Source organism: Chryseobacterium sp. WG14 (genome assembly GCF_024586945.1).
Taxonomy (GTDB): Bacteria; Bacteroidota; Bacteroidia; order Flavobacteriales; family Weeksellaceae; genus Chryseobacterium.
The window spans coordinates 50,580-68,244 of record NZ_JALCZD010000012.1 but is presented as its reverse complement, the minus strand read 5'-3'; the positions used below and the strand labels follow the sequence as shown (position 1 = coordinate 68,244).

Genomic DNA, 17,665 nt, shown 5'->3' with positions numbered 1-17,665 from the left:
TGCCTGATCTTTTATTCAAATTTTGAAAAATATTAGTTCAATGTAACTTTTATCACATTTTGCACTGTAGGAACAGGATATTGGTTTCCTACTTTTGAAATAAGCATACTTTCAGCCTGTGGAGTTCCTCCAAATAATGCCTGGTGGTTTCCGGCTCCCGGATATTGATCAATGCCGGTTCCGGAGTCAAATAAAGCTGTACCAGAGGTTACATCTCCTTTTGTGCTGGCATCAATAATTTGCTCATTGGCATAAAACCAGTCATTGGAAAAGCCAAACATCGTTACATAAGCGATCCTATCACCAGGTTCTGCTTTAAAATTAGTCATCACCTTGCTGCCGGGTGCTACCGGAGCATTTCCTGCAATAAATACTCCTTTCACGTTTGGTAAAGATTGTAAACTATTCTGAAGTTTCGTTACATTTCCCATCTGTGCAATTTCTTTTAACCCCATTCCGTCATCCTTTTTTCCTGCTTCGTAAATAGGGTTTTTATCTCCACGATACACCACAACTAATGCTGGTGAAAGCCCTGTCATAATGCCTGTTTCATTATTAAGCTTGGCTTTCATTTTTGCAATGTCTCCCATTTGTGCTATATCCGTAATCTCAGGATTTGATAAAGCGTTGGGTGTAAAGAAAGGTGCTGTATTCAACAGCTGCGAGCCATTGTAGTTGGAAACGGCCCAGACTCCCGGAGAGAAAGGCGTTTCATGAGCTGTTCCGCCGGAAGTGTTGGTAATCGTTAAGGTAAATTCAGATGTCACATCATTAAAAGCAAGATTAAGCTTCATAAGCTGCGCTGCATTTACAGCAGGAACCTGCATGATAGGTTTGCTTTCTGCCTGTCCGGTCATATTGTCTTTGGTTCCGTTATCCCATAAAAGGACTTCGGAAGAAACATCACCTGTTATGGCAGTCCCATTGTTGTCAAATAATTTTATTCCGGGTTGCTTAGAAGCAAAGAACCAGTCTTTGGAAGCACCGTACATGGTTGAAAACATTAAAGATTGGGCTTTTCCAGCGCTAAATTTAATAGAAACTGATTGTCCTGGTAAGATCACCGGCTGCCCTGTTCCCTGAAAGCCGCCACTTTCTACAAAGTCCTTAGGGGTAACCACATTTTCGAAGGTAATAGTTCTCTCAAAAGACATATCCCCCATCATGTAATTGCCTGAATCGTCACATGAATAAAGAGTCAATGCAGCGATAAGACCTGCTGCTGTACATTTTAAAAAGTTCTTTTTCATAAGTTAATTTTTTATAGTTATAACTGTGCTAAAACTATAGTCGGAGACTTTTTAAAATCCTGACAAAAAAATAATTATTTTTTTTATGAGTTGGTTTTTAGTAAATAATACGTCGAGTTTTGTCGTTGGACAGGGCAATATTTGCTGCAGAATAAAAATAGATGTGACAAGACATCTCCTGACTTAAAAATTAACTTATAATCAAAGAATATTCAATGGATAATTTTATTGTTTTAACCAAAAGCTTTGCAGCCAATGAAAGTACAGTAGTAGATATTAAATCATTGGGATTTGGAACTACACTGAACTCACTGGTGTTTCAAAATAAAACAGGACAGTCTGCCACATTTGTATGGCAAAAAAATGTAATGCCCGACAATGCTGAGAAAATAGGCTACTTCAAAGAAATTATCAATGAATTAGGGGTGAGAATAGCACATTATGATGGATTTATAACCGTTACCAATGGAGGAGGAGTTCAATATCTGAAGGCTGAATTAAAAAGGTGAAAGTAAAAGAAGGCATTATATTCCCTTTTTACCATCTAAGATCATCTGTATCATTTTGATCTTTCTGTTTTCTCTTGTTTCTGGCTTCTTAGCTTCCTCAATCCAGCGGATATATTCTTTTCTGTGCGTATAGCTCATCGTGTCGAATATTGTTTTGGCTTTAGGATTTTCATTAAAAATTGAAGCAATATCTTCTGCAATATCTACAGTTCTTTCCTCTTTATCTTCAATAAGAGAAACGGAAACCTCATCTCCAAAAGTTTTCCCAAGCTTTTTTCTCACCTCCTGGGTTAATCCTAAAAGGTGGCAGTCAGTTTTCATTTTGGCAAGGCTTCCCCGGTATTCTACCTTATCATCAAAAACAGCTTTGATCCTGACCAGTCCTTTTTTTCCAAATAACTCTTCGGTAGAAAAGGGAAACTCTACATAGGCGGCATTCATTTCTCCATTTTGTTGTATGGTGGCTGTAAACTCTATTGTTTTTGAAATCATGATGAAGGATTTTATTATTCAAAAATAAAAAAACCGTGAAACTAAATTTCACGGTTTTAAAAATAGATCAAAAGAGATTATTTTTTCTTTGTTTTCTTAGGTGTTGTAGTAGTACCTGAAGTTTTAGATTTTGTATCAGCAGGAGTGTTTTCACTTCTTACAAGCTTTAACTCATCCACTAATCTTCTTGCACCAGCATATTTGTCGATAGTCCAAAGAACAAAACGAACATCTACGTTGATTGTTTTCTGCCATTCCTGTTCAAATACAATATCTCCACTTAATGCCTCGCTGTTTCCGTCGAAAGCGATACCGATAAGGTTACCGTCACCATCAATTACCGGAGAACCAGAGTTACCTCCTGTAATATCGTTGTTAGAAAGGAAGTTTACAGGCATATACCCTGCAGCATCAGCATACTGTCCGAAATCTTTAAGGTTATAAAGATCGATCACTCTTTGAGGAAGGTCAAACTCTTCATCACCTTTCTTGTATTTTCCTACAAGGCCAGTCATGTCTGTATAATAGTTATCTGTAATACCGAAATAATTTCTGTCATTTCTGATAGGAAGTTTATCTACAGTACCATAAGTTAATCTCATAGTAGAGTTAGCATCCGGGTAGAATTTTTTCTCAGGCATTGCTTTCATTAATCCAGCTAAGAACAGACGGTTGTTTTTTGCAAAATTATCATCTACCTTAACATATCTTTCAGTGCTCATTTTTTGATCTGCCATAATTCCGTTAGCTGTTTTCCAAAGTGGATCAGCATCAAGCTTTAATGCATCCGGATTCAATAAGAAGTTCGTAGCAGAAGTCTTGTTGGCAAAAATTGAAGAATAAGCAAGGTTGGAAACCGTTTTAGCATCTAATCCTAAAATAGTAGCAGAAGCAACATCTTTATTTTTAACTCTAGCTTGGTAAAGACTTGTCATAGCGGCAAGCATTTCTCCTTCTAACGCAGGATTGAAGTTTTCATAAGCTCCTTTGATAGCAGCCTCTGTTTTAGCCTTCATGGCCAATCTTCCCTGCATATCCTGAGCAGCATAAGCCTTAAGAGCAGAACCTACCTGTAGAGCAAGAGAAATATATTTTGTGTTTCTTGCAAACTGTGATGCATAGTTTCTTTCAACATTTCTGTCTGAAACCTGCGTGTAATAAGCTCCAATATCTTCCAGAATACCATCATAAGCTTCGTTTCCTGGCATTGCAGCCCATTTTTTATAAGTCTCTTCGATCTTTTGCTTGTCAGAGATGGTTCCGTTTTTATCTACAGCATCAATGGTTCCCTGTCTGTTTTTCCAGTAGTTTGCTACAGAAGCATATTGAGAAGCATAGTTAAGCTGAGTAGCCTTATCCTTATCCATATACTTTTTCATTACATCCATAGCCACTTTAGAAGCTTCCACCCAAGCCGGGTAGTCTTTGTTTACCATTTGCTGAATTCCGTAAGAAGTCAGGTAACGGTTGGTTCTTCCAGGGTATCCTAAGATCATTGAGAAATCACCAGGCTTAATTCCCTTAAGAGAAACCGGAAGGAAATGCTTAGGCTTCAAAGGAGTGTTGCTTGGAGAATATTCAGCAGGATTTCCTGCAGCATCAGCATATACTCTGAAAACCGTGAAGTCAGCAGTATGTCTTGGCCACTCCCAGTTATCAGTATCGCCACCGAATTTTCCTAATGAGGAAGGTGGAGCTCCCACTAATCTGATGTCTTTATAATCCTGGTATACGAAATAATAGAATTCGTTTCCGTTAAAGAAATCTTTTACAATTACTGTATATTTTCCGTTTTCAGAGTTTTCTGTTTGGATGGCTTTTGTTTCAGCATCAATAACAGCTTTTCTCTCTGCTCCGGTCATATTGTTGTTTAGTTTAGAATTGATTCTCTGTGTAGCATCATCCATTCTTACTAAAAATCTTACATAAAGGTCCTTTGCATTGAATTCATCTTTTTGTTTCATTGCCCAGAAACCATTCTTCAGATAGTCTTTTTCCGGTGTAGAAGCAGCAGCTACAGCGCCATAACCACAGTGGTGATTGGTAAATATCAGTCCTTTGTCAGAAACAATTTCACCAGTACAGAAACCTCCAAAGCTAACAATAGCATCTTTTAAGCTCGAATTGTTTACTGAATAAATTTCTTCAGGCGTCAGGTGTAGACCTTCTTTTTGCATATCAACACCGTTAAGTCTTTTGATGAGCATTAGCAGCCACATCCCCTCATCCGCCCTCATCTGAGCAAAGCTCAGCAAGAAAGTGAATAGTAGAAATAGTCTTTTCATTTTATAATATAATTTTTGTGTCGCTAATTTACTAATTTTTACGATATTCAGTCCCAGATTGGTATGAAAATGGAATGATAATGCGCATGAAAAAAATACTAGTATCAGTTTTCGCCGTTTTATTTCTGGGTCTTGTTTTAAATTGTTCGGCTATGCCGGATAAAAATCCTGCCCTTCAGAGACAATGGATGTTGATTTCTTTAGATGGTTTTTCTAAAGATCAGCTGATTGCCAATAAAGCGGAAATCAACCTTACAGGGAAGATGGAAGACGGAAAAATCCAGGGAAGTGCCTATATGGGATGCAACAGGATGTCTTTTGCTTTAGCATTTAAAAAGGGTGGAAAAGTAAAAATATCAAATGGGGCGAGTACCATGATGGCCTGCCAGAATATGGAGCTGGAAACTTCTTTTCAAAAGAAATTTGATACGATGACTAAATACACCGTAGAGGGGCATTTTCTGATACTTTCTGATGAGAAGGGAAATGCAATGAAGTTTGTAGCTGCTGATTGGGATTAATTAGGATAATATATCCAATATATAAAAGTCCGCCAACTTGGCGGACTTCTTTTGTTTAAAAAATCCAGATGGGTTACCTGCTTTAAGTTATCAGTTTTTGGGAATTGTTTTTTTTATTTGTTCCAGCGTTGCTGTATTGGGTAGTCCTGTCGTATTATTTGTGTTCCTAGAATTCGTTGTATTGCGGGATGCCTGTCTGTTGGGAATTGTTGTTTTTATTTCTTCAAGGCTTGCTGTGTTGGGAAGGAGCTTCCCGGAACCAGATGGAGCCTTAGGTTTGGGTTCCTGTTTCTTCACTTCCAGTCCCTGATCTGAAGCCAGCGCAGTTTGGGAAGTTTTTTTCTCTGTTTTTTCCTGGTTGTCTTTTGCTATTTTTGCTTCCTGCTCTTTTGCCTGTTTTAAAACCTGAGCCTGATCTTCTGTCGGTGCTGCTTGTTTATTTTCCTGGGCATAGATAATGGAGCTTAAAAATAATAACACTGTGATATATACTACTTTCATGACGGTTTATTTTATGTTGACTAATACCTGAATTTTTCCAATTTCTTTCTGATCATAATCCTGAAGAGATTTTCCGATCACCTGTCCTATTTTTACCTTTTTAAGATTGGCTTTCATAGCGACTCCCGGTGTTGAGGAGGTCACCAGTAGGTCGCCCCTTCTGATTTTTCCGTTTTCCAGGCATACTTTTGTGGGAATCACTCCAATTACACCCATGGGAACTTTATCTGAAATGTCTGTATCAATATGCTCTTCCGTAAGAAGTACACCAGGTTTGGTAGCATATACGCCAGCAACAAGATTGGAGTAGGGTTTGGAGGATTTTTCTACGGTTCTGTCTGAATTTATCGAGATCACTAGAATATCTCCGGTTTCATATTCAGAAATGTTTCCTTCCACATCAAATGCTTCGGCAACATCAGCACCACTGGCTTGTGTTCCTCCATTAAAAAATCCTCTTCCCGCTTTGTTGATTCGGGCTACATTGGTTGAGGCACTCTGGTAGACGGCAATATCACCCGACGGTCCCTGATGGTTGACAAGCAGGGTAGAGCCTGTACCCGTAGTGGTTACATGTACTACCGGCTGGCCGTTACTGTTATTGAAGTTGGCAAATCGACCCGCTTTACCGGTACCAAAATTGGGTACAAAACCTGAAATAGCATTACCATTTCCATCGCAAGAAGCTTCAATACCATCACCGTTTCCTCCGGCATTGGCAGTAATTCCATTTCCGTTCCCTTCTGTTAAGGCTAATAATGCGGGGCCATTTCCTGATGGGTTTGATGAGTAGAATAAACCTCCAAATCCTCCTGTTCCGGATGATAAACCATAAATACCGGCTGTTCCGAAATTGGAAAATATTGAATTGACCTCCCCTTTTACTGCCGGGGAAGTTCCCTGAGTTTTGTCCACTTTAAAGTTTCCTGCAATACCATTTCCTACAGTAGTTACGGTAATTACATCACTGGTATTGGCGTCATTGAAGATATTGAAACGCCCTGCACGGCCGGTTGCAAATGTAGGCACCCAGGCATAAAGAGCATTTCCGTTACCATCAATATTGGTTTCCACACCATTCCCGTTTTTGCTTGCGTTGGCTGTGATTGCATTTCCGTTACCATCTGTAATCGCTACCAATGCAGCGCCGTTACCTGAAGGATTAGAGGCGTGAAATAAACCAGCAAAACCTCCTGTTCCGGAAGAAATACCGAAAATACCTGCTGCCCCAAAGTTGCCGAAAATAGTTTTAACCTCTCCTCTTACTGCTGCTGCCACACTATTGGTGTTGTCCACAAGAAAAGAAGCGGCATTTCCCTGTGCATTATCAGGAATGTTTCCATTGCCATTGGTTTCTACCTCAAAAGTATTATTGGTGGTATTGGTTTGGTTCAGGTTTTCAAAACGGCCTGCACGGCCTGTGCTGCTATTTAGGCCTACCTGTCCATATACTCCTATACCCGTTCCGGAGGCATTGGTAGCAATGAATCCTCGTACGCCATATCCACCTCCGTCATTCCTTCCTACTACAGCTCCGGCAATGTCACTGGTTGTTCTCCCCACTACTGCTTCACCGGCGCCGTTATTATCACCTATGATACCTGCAGAAGTTTGGGCAGAGGTAATACCATGCACTGCAAAACCGTTTCCTGTTGAGCTCAAAATACCGGCTCCGTTTCCGGAAGAAGTAACATTGATGACGGTTCCGTTTCCTAGTGTAGAAGCATTAAGGACATTGTTGTTATTAGCATTGTTGAAGATAGCAATGTTGGCGGCAATTCCGCTATTACTGGTAGCATTGAGGCCGGTTCCTGTGTTACTGTTTGCGTATACCCCATATCCGCTTCCACTGGAGTTTCCATATACTCCTAAGCCATTAGGTGTAACCCCATACACTCCCCATCCGCTTCCGTTTTGGCTTCCCCAAACTCCTACGCCCAGTCCTCCGGTTCCGTTATTGATGCCGCGAACTCCTGAAGAAAATCCTCCGGGGGCAGTATTGGTAACAACTCCCCGCACTGCGGCAATACTTGAAGTGGTGGTATTATTAGTTCCCTCTAAAGAAGTTCCGTCTCCATCATTTGTTAATGAAAACAAAGTAGAGGCATTATTTACGGTATTGGTATAAGGAATGGCAAAGGTGCCGCCACTCGTTCCTGCAGCCTTTGCATACATAGCGTAGGGAACACTTAGCAGCTGGCTGGTTCCTGTGATGGTATAATTGGTGCCTCCCGCAGGGTCAGTTTCTGTTTTTAAATAATAGCTTCCTGATGACCAGTTGATCGAAGCAAATGTTCCTGTAAGAATGGTTCCCGTTCCTATTTCAAGGCTGATAAGACCATTGGTATTGGTGTTTCCGGTAAGCCTTTCCGAATAAACTGCTGCTCCGGCAGGAGATCCCTGCAATACACTTACTTTGACAGCAATAGCCTGGTTGCTTAGCAGCTGTCCTATACCATTTCTCATGACAGCCTGATAGCTCATTTTTTCCGGAGCCTGTGAAAGCCCCATAAAGAAGCCCCAGAGTATCCAGGACAGTAGTAATATTTTTTTCATGGCATTTATTTTTTAATGATTTTAAAAGTTTTAATATTTTCTCCATTCCTGCTAATCCGTATCATATACATGGCGGAAGGCAGAGAGGAGAAATTAAGCTCAGATTTTGATTGTAAAATCATGTCTTTTTTGATCAGTTTACCCTGAGAATCAAATAACTGATACTCTGAATCCTTGTAGCTGTTTGTGGTAAAATCCAGATACAAATATTCCTGGAAAGGATTAGGGTAAATAAGAATGTCTTTCTGATCTTTCTGGCCTGATGAGGGATCCTGAGTGGAAAGTGTAGTGATTTCGAACCCCTGTTGTACTCCTTCGAGAAGCTGAATAGGGGTGCCTTTGTTGAGGTATGCAGTCTGGCCTATACTGTAAGAAACAGAACCATTGCCTGATGACGCATCGGTTCCGGTAGCTACAAGTGCAGACTGAGCCCGAAAGATGATGAGAGAAAATACAAGCAAGGTGAGGCAATAAATAGATTTTTTTTTCATGGATAGCCGTTTTTAGGTGATTAGTAAAAGTTTTTTAAGGGCAAATTTTGGAAGACTAAATTACCACCTATCCTCATCAGATTATAGAAAAATAGACCAACGGCAGAAATAATCGACCAATGGCGTTTTGTGAATTATTGTTGAAAAAAGTCTGTGTTTTTAAGGTTCGAAAAAAGAGAGGTTGTTCTTGTATGCTCTGCCTATGGGAAGCTTAATCTGATGGGTTAATTCTATTTCATGGCAGCTTTTACCACGTATAAGATGTCTCGGTACTGCATAGCTGCGGTGTATTCTTACAAAAGAATCAAAAAAATTTTTAAGGAGCAGATTTCCTAACGAATCTAAAATACAGTGATTTTTTTCCAGCGTAATAATCCGGGTATAGTCTTTTAAAGCTTCCAGGTATAAAACATCTGTCTTTCTGATCTGAGAAATATGACCGCCTTCTTTTATTTTAATAAAATTTTCCCCGAAAAGAGCATCGTAGCAATCGCATTTTTCTTTTACTTTAAAAAACTCAGAAAGCCGTTGCATGGAATAATGGAACCGCTCTGCCGTTAATGGCTTAGTAATAAAGTCCAGTGTATTGATTTCAAAAACAGAAGCGGCCAGTTCAGGATGAGAACTGACAAAAATGCAGGTGGGTATTTTATGAGCCAGTTTTCTAAATTCAAGACCGTTCATTCCTCTTAAATTGGTTTCAATAATAAGAAGGTCAACAGGAAGTTCCAGGTAAGAAATTGCTTTCTCTGCCGAATCAAAAGAAGCGACAATTTCTATGTTTTCGTACTGTCTTATATAATGCTGAAGAACAAGCCTGTCCAGTTCATCATCATCAATAATCATACATTTGATTGGTGTCATCATGATTCTCTGGCAATTAGTTTTACTATTTTAATTTAAAGATTTAAAAATCAGAAAATTATTACCTAAAGTTATTGATTTTTATAAAACAATAATTGATTACACTTAAAATTATATTAAAAAGTGTTATTATATAAAATTTGATTTTGTTTTTTTTCTGAAAAATATTATCTTGTAAAAATCATAAACATAGATAGAACTTCATGTTAGAAAAGAAAGAACATAATTATGAGAAAGCGGTCTTGGTGGGTCTTATTACACAGCACCAGGATGAAGAAAAACTGGTGGAGTATATGGACGAACTGGAGTTTTTGGCTTTCACAGCAGGAGCAACCGTACAAAAACGCTTCACTCAAAAATTAACACAACCTGACTCCAAAACCTTTATTGGAAGTGGAAAGGCAATTGAGATAAAAGAATACGTAAAAGAAAATGAGATAGGAACCGTCATTTTTGATGATGAGCTTTCTCCTTCGCAGCTTAAAAACCTGGAAAGAGAAATGGAAGTGAAAATTTTGGACCGAACCAACCTTATTCTTGATATTTTTGCCCAGCGTGCACAAACTTCATATGCGAGAACTCAGGTGGAACTGGCACAGTATCAGTATCTTTTACCACGTCTGACAAGAATGTGGACTCACCTTGAGCGTCAAAAAGGGGGAATCGGAATGAGAGGTCCCGGTGAAACGGAAATTGAAACTGACCGTCGTATCATTCGTGACAGGATCTCCTTATTGAAAGATAAGCTGAAAACTATTGATAGACAAATGGCTACTCAGCGTAATAATCGGGGGAAAGTGGTTCGTGCAGCGTTAGTGGGCTATACCAATGTGGGAAAGTCTACACTGATGAATTCACTTTCAAAGTCTGAGGTTTTTGCTGAGAATAAATTATTTGCAACGCTGGATACCACGGTACGAAAAGTGGTCATCGGAAATCTACCGTTTTTACTTACCGATACCGTAGGGTTTATCAGAAAACTACCTACTCAGCTGGTAGAATCATTCAAATCCACTTTGGATGAGGTTCGTGAAGCCGATCTTTTGATTCATGTGGTAGATATTTCCCACGAAAGCTTCGAAGACCATATAGAATCTGTAAATAATATCTTAATGGAAATCAATGCTCATCAAAAACCGATGATCATGGTTTTCAATAAAATTGATGATTTCAGCTACGAGAAAAAAGATGAAGACGATCTGACTCCAGGTACAAAGAGGAATATTTCTCTTGAAGAATGGGAAAAAACATGGATGGCAAAATCTAAATATCCTACCGTTTTCATCTCTGCACTGACGAAAGAAAATTTTCCAGAAATGAAGAAGATGATTTACGATGAGGTGATGAAAATTCATATCTCCAGATTCCCATACAATGATTTCCTTTTCGAGTATTTCGATAACGACGAGGAAGAAAGCAGCAATTGATGAAATATCACTTTTTCCTTCTGTTCATCTTTTTTTCGGTTTTTGGTTTCAGCCAGAAATCAAAAATTGATATGAAAGCTATTGAGAAAAGTCTAAGCAACAATGGTTCCCCATATAATTATGATAAACTTATTTTTAAGTACAAAGGGCTCCCAAGATCTTTAGACAGTATAGAATCTCAATATCTTTACTATGGAAGAAATTTCAGAACGGATAAAATCATCACTTCGGATGAGCGCTTCAAAAGTCTGGCGGAAGCTTTTAAGCAAAATAATTTTGAAGACTGTATAAAGCAGGGAAAAGCCTTATATGGTAAAGATCCTACCAATCTGGATATTCTGTTAATTCTTCTCAGGGCCTATGATTCTTTAAAAGACGGAAGCAATTTTATGCACCATCTTAATCAGTTCCGCTCATTAGCTGATGGCATAAAAAGCTCCGGAGACGGCAAATCTGAGAAAACAGCCTACCTGGTTAATTCCGTAGGAGATGAGTATATTTTACTGAATATTTTGAAAATTGGACAGGACTATACCAGAGGTTCAAAACCTTCCAAAGACGGAATGTTTGACATCTGGGAGAAAGAAGGGGTTAAAACCTATATTAAAGTACTTTATTTAGACTCATAAATTAAATTTAAAAAACACTTAGTGGAGTTATATTATTCATTCTCAGCATTAATCGTATTAGCATCAATATTTGCCTATCTTAACTATAGGTTCCTTAAACTTCCAAGTACCATCGGAATAATGGTTATCGCCATTGTAGTTTCTATTTTCCTGGTATTGTTTGGGGAAACGGTTCTTCCAAGAACTTTCGGGCATCTTCATAACCTGATGAACAGTATTGATTTTACAGAGGTTCTGATGGGAGCAATGCTTAATTTTCTTCTTTTTGCAGGAGGAATTCATATTAACATCAATGACCTGAAAGAACAGTTCAGACCGGTATTGATATTTTCTACGGCGGGTGTTGTCATTTCCACTTTTGTAGTGGGTTTTGGAATGTTTTACTTACTGCCCTATGTAGGAATTAAACTTCCTTTTATTTACTGTCTGGTTTTTGGAGCATTGATTTCCCCTACAGATCCTGTAGCGGTTCTGAGTGTTCTGAAACAGGCTAATGTTTCCAAATCACTGGAAACAAAAGTGGCCGGAGAATCTCTTTTCAATGACGGTATGGCGGTTGTCGTCTTTACAGTGGTTTTACAGCTGGCAGTGGGAAAAGAAGTAGACTTAAGTGTCGAAAATATAGGATTGCTTTTGCTTCATGAAGCTGGAGGAGGTATTTTACTTGGGGTTTTACTGGGATGGATTACTTCCAGGCTGATGCGTGAAGTGGATGATTATATTATCTCCGTTTTGGTAACGCTTTCTGTAGTGATGGGTGGGTACCTTATTGCAAGACAAATGCATATTTCCGGCCCGTTGACAATGGTTGCAGCAGGTTTATTTATGGGTAATTTTAACAGGAGTTTCAAAATGAAATCCGTTACGCAGGATTATTTGATTAAATTCTGGGAACTGATTGATGAGATCCTGAATGCTGTATTATTCCTGTTTATCGGGTTCGAACTTTTGATGATTAAAGATCTGAAACACTATATGATTCCCGGAGTATTGGCAATTATTGTAGTCCTGCTGGCGCGGTTTATTTCCATCTGGGGACCTACAAAGTTTACCTCTTTGAGACGAAGCTTTAGCCCGCAGACCGTAAAAGTACTGGTTTGGGGAGGAATCCGTGGCGGAGTATCTATCGCATTGGCAATGTCTATTCCGAAAAGCGAATACAGTGAAATTATTCTAAGTATCACCTACTGCGTGGTAGTATTCTCTATTATTGTTCAGGGTCTTACTATTGCCAAGGTTGCCAATCCCAATAAAATTGCCAAGGAAGAAGAGGAACAGGAGACTGTAGTGCTGGAAGATAAAGCTTAATATGTAACACACTAACAGCGTTTAGAATGAGTAGTATTGTTAAGGAAATACAGGAAGCATTAGCCGTTTTATCAATTCCCGAAAAGGCTGAATTCTTTCCAAGATTCTTCAAAACCGGAAAGGGAGAATATGGAGAAGGAGATTTGTTTTTAGGGGTAACTGTTCCGGATCAAAGGTCTGTTGCCAAAGAATACTATTCAAAAATCAATTTAAAGGAATTAAGCGGGTTGCTGGCTTCAGGATATCACGAACACCGGCTCACAGCTCTTTTTATGTTGGTTTCAAAGTTTGAAAAAACAAAAGATCAGGCAGTAAAAGATGAAATAGTAGCTTTTTATCTTCATCATCTTCCCTATATTAACAATTGGGATCTGGTAGATTCAAGCTGCTATAAAATCCTGGGCAGATATACCTTTGAGAACGGAAAAGAATATCTTCTGAGGGAGCTTTCCGAGTCTGAAGTAATGTGGCATAAAAGAATTGCTGTGGTGGGAACCATGCATTACGTAAAAAAAGGATCATTTGAACTTACCAAAGAATTGGTGACCAGAAATCTGAAACATACCCACGACCTGATGCATAAAGCAAACGGATGGCTGTTAAGGGAAATGGGAAATAAGAATGAAGGACAATTAATCAGTTACCTGAATCTGTACTATAAGGAAATGCCGAGAACCTGTCTCCGGTACGCTATTGAAAAATTGGACGAGGACCTCCGACAGAATTATTTGAAAGGACTTATTTAAAAAATAAAAGCAATAGTAGTACTGTTTCATATCTTGAAAAACTACCTGAAAACAGCTATTTATCTCCAAAAAATCAAAGATTGTAGGGATTTAAGACTGGAATTGAGTAGTTTTGTTGTTTTAAACTCAATCATGAAAAACATTCTTAAGTTATGTCTTCTGTTTCTGCCTTTGCTGGTGCTGACAAGCTGTTTCGATATTTTAGACAAGATTAATCTAAAAGCTGACGGAACAGGAGAATATACTGTTATTCTTAATGCGAGTAAAAGCAAAACAAGACTCGCTTCAATTTCTAAAATGGAAACTATTAATGGGAAAAAGGTTCCCAAGAAGTCTGAAATTGAAAGCAAAATCAATGAAGCCTCTAAAATTTTCAAAGGAACACCGGGAATCAGTAATGTGAAAACCTCTATGGACTTTGATAATTACATCATCAAACTGAGCTGTAATTTTAAGAAAATTGAAAATATCAATGCCGGACTAGAGAAACTAAAGGCTCAGAATATACTGGGTAAAATGATTCCAACACAGATATACAGCCAGAATCTTGAAAAAAAGGTATTGACGAGAAATAAAGTGAATACATTCAAAACGGATTACGACAAGATGAGTAAGGCAGACAAAGAAGTCTTTAATGGTGCCACATATACTTCCGTAATGCAGTTTGAAAACACTGTAAAATCCCAGACCAACAGTGCCTATCTGCTTTCTCCAAATAAAAAGGCCGTAAAGATGGACGCGGGCATCTTAGATGTAATTCTTCAGAAAAAGCAATTACAAAATACAATCCTTTTCCAATAAATTTCTAACATTAAACCATGAAATCTATAGTATTAAAAACACAAAAAATTATTTTCTTAGTCTTTGGCTTTAGTATTGTTTTAGCGCAAAATAGTATGAAAGTCCCAAATGATGCCGTATTTTATATGGAAGTCAATGGGAAACAGCTTAACAACAAAATCAATTGGAACAAGCTTAATCCTTTACTGCATGAACTAAGCAAAAAGAGCAAAGAAAAACCTTCATGGACAGATTATTCTAAAACCGGAATTAAATATGATGCCATTCAGTATCACTACGCCAGTTTTAATGACTCCATCAAAACCTACCATACTCATTTTATCATCGATAATAAAGAGAAGTTTCAGGAATTCATTAATTCCATTAAGAAAAAAGGACAGGAAACGTCCGGAAAAAATAACTATTCTTACGTTGATATAGATGATGATATTTTTGTTGCATGGAACGGAAGCCGTGCAGTGCTTAGCCTGATAAGCTATACGAAACCTTATAAAGATCTTTGGGCAGATGAGGCTGCAACCGTGGCAGACAGTGTTGCCGTGGCGGTTGATAGTGTTTCGGTTGACTCAGTGTATGCCGAAGAACTGGAGAAACCATTTGATTATAAAGATGAAATAAAAAACCTGAAAGAGGATATTAAATACCTGAGAGAAAGCATTAAAGATAACAACACGGAGATTGCAAGGATTCAGAAGGATATCAAATACCTGCAAAAACATCACCAATATCCTAAAGAAAAAGAGGAGGTTTTAGTCCCGGAACCAGAAGGTGAGGGGAACTATGGTTCGGAGTATGATGACTCTGAGTCTGAGAAAGCTTACCAGAAAGAACAGGATTCTATCCGCAGAGAGAACTTCAAGGTTGTAAAAAAATATGCTGAAGATCATTTTGACCAATATTTCAGTTCCAACCTGGAAGTGGAAGCTTCTAAAGAAATGTTGACCTTCAAAGATGTGAATTCTGACGTTTTTGTGTATACAGACTATGGAAGGATCGTCAATGACGGAATCTACGGCAAAGCGATGAAACGCTACGATTTCGGGCAGGTTTTCCAGAATATGTACAACTCAAATTCTGCTTACAATCTATACTTTGACAAAGATAAAGTAAAGCTGATCAATAATTACCAGCATAAAAATGCTGAGATGCAAAAAAATATCTCGTCAATTTATAAAGGAAAAAAGAACAGAAAACTGCTGGACCTCATCAATGAAAAAAGTATTGGCTATTATGCCGTTAATGTAAACGGAGGAAAAGTTTTTGATGCGATATACAGTCTTATTCAGGATTCGGGAGAAGCCAAGTATAAAAAAGAATTAGAGCTGATCATGGAAACGATGAAAATTGTTTTGGATGAAGAAGCCATTACTAAAATAGCACCGGGAAACGGAATTTTTGTTTTAAATGAGTTGAAATCAAAAAAAGTAGACTATACTGATTATGAATATGATGACGACTATAGTGAAAAGGAAGTAAAGAAAACCAAAGATGTAGCAGTTCCTAATTTCACTTTTGCTTTTGCTACGGAGAATGAAGGGTACTGGAACCGTATTTTTAATGTGTTGACAACGAATAAAAAGCTGGCTAAAAACTTCTCAAAAGTAGGAAACTTCTATACTTTTAAGGATGATAAAAAAGAAGGGTATTTTGATCAGCTGTTCTTTACTGTAAAAGATGGGGTTGTTTACCTTACGAGTTCTACAGATAATATCACCGCTGCTCACAGCCAGTCTGAAGTATCTAGGAAATGGGCAAAAGATTCATCCAGATATCCCTTATCCGGAAGACTGGACCTGCAGAAACTTTTAATCGGTTTAGATAAAGAGTTCGAAAGTCCTTCGGAAAGAAAAACACTGGATCTGTTCAGAAAAAATGTAGGGGAGCTGTATTATAAAACTGAAGTAAAAGAAGAGAGTATACAAACAGAAATGGATTATAATATTAAAAATTCTTCTGAAAACAGCCTGATGTATTTCTTTGATCTGTTTAATGAGATTTTTAAAATAAAAGATTCCGAAAAAAAACCACCGGTATTGTAGATGAATAAAAAGAAAGGTATTGCCTCGTTAATTCTGTTACTGGCTGTTACAGCTTATTTTGTGCTTTTTTATAAGGATAAGAAACTTAGGTTCATTCCTGAAAATGCCGATGCAGTAGTTTTAATAGACGTAAAGAATCTGACGAGGCAATATCTTTTCAGCCTGATCACACATCCCTCACAATGGGGCAGCAAGACGAAAGGGAAAGGTTCAGTTTCTCTGAGGGAATCGGGAATTACAATCCCGGATTTTTTACAGGTTTTCCATCTTAAAGGGACCCGGGTTTCAGAATGGTACAGTGTTTTAGAACTTAAAGATCCTCAGAAATTTATTGCGTTTTTAAAGCAGCAAAATTTTGCGAGTAAAGGGAAGAATATTTTTCAAAAGGATCATATTTTTCTTAGCATAGAAGGTGGAAACTGTATTGTAGGAACTTCCAATTCGGGTTTTGGAGCCATAAACAAAAAGCTTTTTCAAAATTCCCAAAAGAACATTTTAGATGCAGATCGGTTTATTCAAAATACGGCAGGGAGCATTTCTTTTCTTTCAGGACAGAAGATCCACAATTTCTCCATTGAGTTAAAAGATGATGAAATTGAAATAAAAAACAACTTAACTCCGGAAATCGTAGATGCGATTGTCTCGAAATTACAACAGGGGAACCATTTTCTGGAAGCGGAATTAAATGCTGATAATATAAAAAACTACACTCATTTTTTCAATATAAACAACGGAGATTCACTACAGATCAGTCATTTTAAAGCTACTGCTGATCTTGAGCAGGTAAATGATACCATCATCAGTTATGGTTATGATGATAACTTTAACGAAATTGAAAAGAAGACGTATCAGAAGATTATACAGCCGAACTATATTATTGATTTTCAAAGCCCGGTTCCCGAAAAAACAAGGGGCTATTTTCAGGCTAAAAAATGGATTAATGCTCAAAACCAATTCACGGCAATTCCTTTTCAACCCAATAATGTCAGCAGAAATACTGCCGGATTTGTTATAAAATCTACCCGAAAACCAATACAGCAGTCTCCAAAACTGGAGAAAAATTATATTTTCATCAGAAACAGTGAAACACTGTTCTCTTCTCTGAGTATGTTAAGTAAAGCTGAAAAAAGGATTATTTCTGATATAGACTATGTGTTTTATGGTAATGAAGCTCAAAATTATTGGGTCAAAGTAAAGGCTAAGAATGGAAAATTACCCTTAATTTTGCGGTGGTAAAATCTTTCAT

At 38.0% G+C, this 17,665-nt stretch carries 16 protein-coding genes; 9 read left to right on the top strand and 7 right to left on the bottom strand.

Annotated elements, in window-relative coordinates; translation table 11 throughout:
* Window positions 1-32: 32 nt before the first annotated feature.
* Window positions 33-1,250 carry a spondin domain-containing protein gene (locus tag MP478_RS18005; protein ID WP_257201225.1) on the bottom strand — a complete coding sequence of 406 codons (1,218 nt, stop codon included), beginning with the start codon at window positions 1,248-1,250 and terminating at the stop codon, window positions 33-35.
* A 215-nt stretch (window positions 1,251-1,465) separates the two neighbouring features.
* On the opposite strand from MP478_RS18005, the gene MP478_RS18000 reads away from it, so the two are divergent.
* Entirely contained in the window at window positions 1,466-1,759 is a 294-nt protein-coding gene (locus tag MP478_RS18000) for a hypothetical protein (RefSeq protein WP_257201224.1), read from the top strand.
* Between the two features lie 15 nt (window positions 1,760-1,774).
* Here MP478_RS18000 and MP478_RS17995 read toward each other — a convergent pair whose 3' ends face one another.
* Window positions 1,775-2,251 (bottom strand): YdeI/OmpD-associated family protein, encoded by a 477-nt coding sequence (locus MP478_RS17995; RefSeq protein ID WP_257201223.1) that lies wholly within the window; start codon window positions 2,249-2,251, stop codon window positions 1,775-1,777.
* A gap of 77 nt (window positions 2,252-2,328) precedes the next feature.
* Window positions 2,329-4,536: a S46 family peptidase gene (locus tag MP478_RS17990; protein WP_257190231.1), complete on the bottom strand. Its 2,208-nt coding sequence runs from the start codon at window positions 4,534-4,536 to the stop codon at window positions 2,329-2,331.
* Between the two features lie 86 nt (window positions 4,537-4,622).
* Between MP478_RS17990 and MP478_RS17985 the strand changes: the two genes are divergently transcribed.
* Entirely contained in the window at window positions 4,623-5,057 is a 435-nt protein-coding gene (locus MP478_RS17985) for an META domain-containing protein (RefSeq protein WP_230033400.1), read from the top strand.
* A gap of 90 nt (window positions 5,058-5,147) precedes the next feature.
* Here the strand turns inward: MP478_RS17985 and MP478_RS17980 are convergent, their stop codons facing one another.
* The 4 genes from MP478_RS17980 to MP478_RS17965 all read right to left on the bottom strand — a co-directional run bounded on the left by MP478_RS17980 (window position 5,148) and on the right by MP478_RS17965 (window position 9,472).
* Entirely contained in the window at window positions 5,148-5,558 is a 411-nt protein-coding gene (locus MP478_RS17980) for a hypothetical protein (protein ID WP_257201222.1), read from the bottom strand.
* A gap of 6 nt (window positions 5,559-5,564) precedes the next feature.
* Entirely contained in the window at window positions 5,565-8,114 is a 2,550-nt protein-coding gene (locus MP478_RS17975; protein WP_257201221.1) for a collagen-like protein, read from the bottom strand.
* Between the two features lie 5 nt (window positions 8,115-8,119).
* A complete protein-coding gene (locus MP478_RS17970) occupies window positions 8,120-8,605 on the bottom strand; it encodes a T9SS type A sorting domain-containing protein (RefSeq protein WP_257190235.1) in 486 nt (161 codons plus the stop codon).
* A gap of 159 nt (window positions 8,606-8,764) precedes the next feature.
* A complete protein-coding gene (locus tag MP478_RS17965) occupies window positions 8,765-9,472 on the bottom strand; it encodes a LytTR family DNA-binding domain-containing protein (RefSeq protein ID WP_257190236.1) in 708 nt (235 codons plus the stop codon).
* 200 nt (window positions 9,473-9,672) lie between these two features.
* Between MP478_RS17965 and hflX the strand changes: the two genes are divergently transcribed.
* The 7 genes from hflX to MP478_RS17930 all read left to right on the top strand — a co-directional run bounded on the left by hflX (window position 9,673) and on the right by MP478_RS17930 (window position 17,655).
* Entirely contained in the window at window positions 9,673-10,896 is a 1,224-nt protein-coding gene (gene hflX, locus MP478_RS17960; protein WP_230033417.1) for a GTPase HflX, read from the top strand.
* Window positions 10,896-11,525, top strand: a complete 630-nt coding sequence (locus MP478_RS17955; RefSeq protein WP_257201220.1) for a DUF4919 domain-containing protein — start codon at window positions 10,896-10,898, stop codon at window positions 11,523-11,525. Before hflX ends, MP478_RS17955 begins: the two co-directional genes overlap by 1 nt.
* A gap of 21 nt (window positions 11,526-11,546) precedes the next feature.
* Complete coding sequence (locus MP478_RS17950; protein WP_257190238.1) at window positions 11,547-12,833, top strand: sodium:proton antiporter; 1,287 nt, start codon at window positions 11,547-11,549, stop codon at window positions 12,831-12,833.
* A gap of 26 nt (window positions 12,834-12,859) precedes the next feature.
* A complete protein-coding gene (locus MP478_RS17945; RefSeq protein ID WP_257201219.1) occupies window positions 12,860-13,579 on the top strand; it encodes a DNA alkylation repair protein in 720 nt (239 codons plus the stop codon).
* Between the two features lie 132 nt (window positions 13,580-13,711).
* Window positions 13,712-14,380: a hypothetical protein gene (locus MP478_RS17940; RefSeq protein ID WP_257190240.1), complete on the top strand. Its 669-nt coding sequence runs from the start codon at window positions 13,712-13,714 to the stop codon at window positions 14,378-14,380.
* A 17-nt stretch (window positions 14,381-14,397) separates the two neighbouring features.
* Complete coding sequence (locus MP478_RS17935) at window positions 14,398-16,419, top strand: hypothetical protein (protein WP_257201218.1); 2,022 nt, start codon at window positions 14,398-14,400, stop codon at window positions 16,417-16,419.
* Window positions 16,420-17,655: a hypothetical protein gene (locus MP478_RS17930; protein WP_257201217.1), complete on the top strand. Its 1,236-nt coding sequence runs from the start codon at window positions 16,420-16,422 to the stop codon at window positions 17,653-17,655.
* Window positions 17,656-17,665 lie beyond the last annotated feature (10 nt).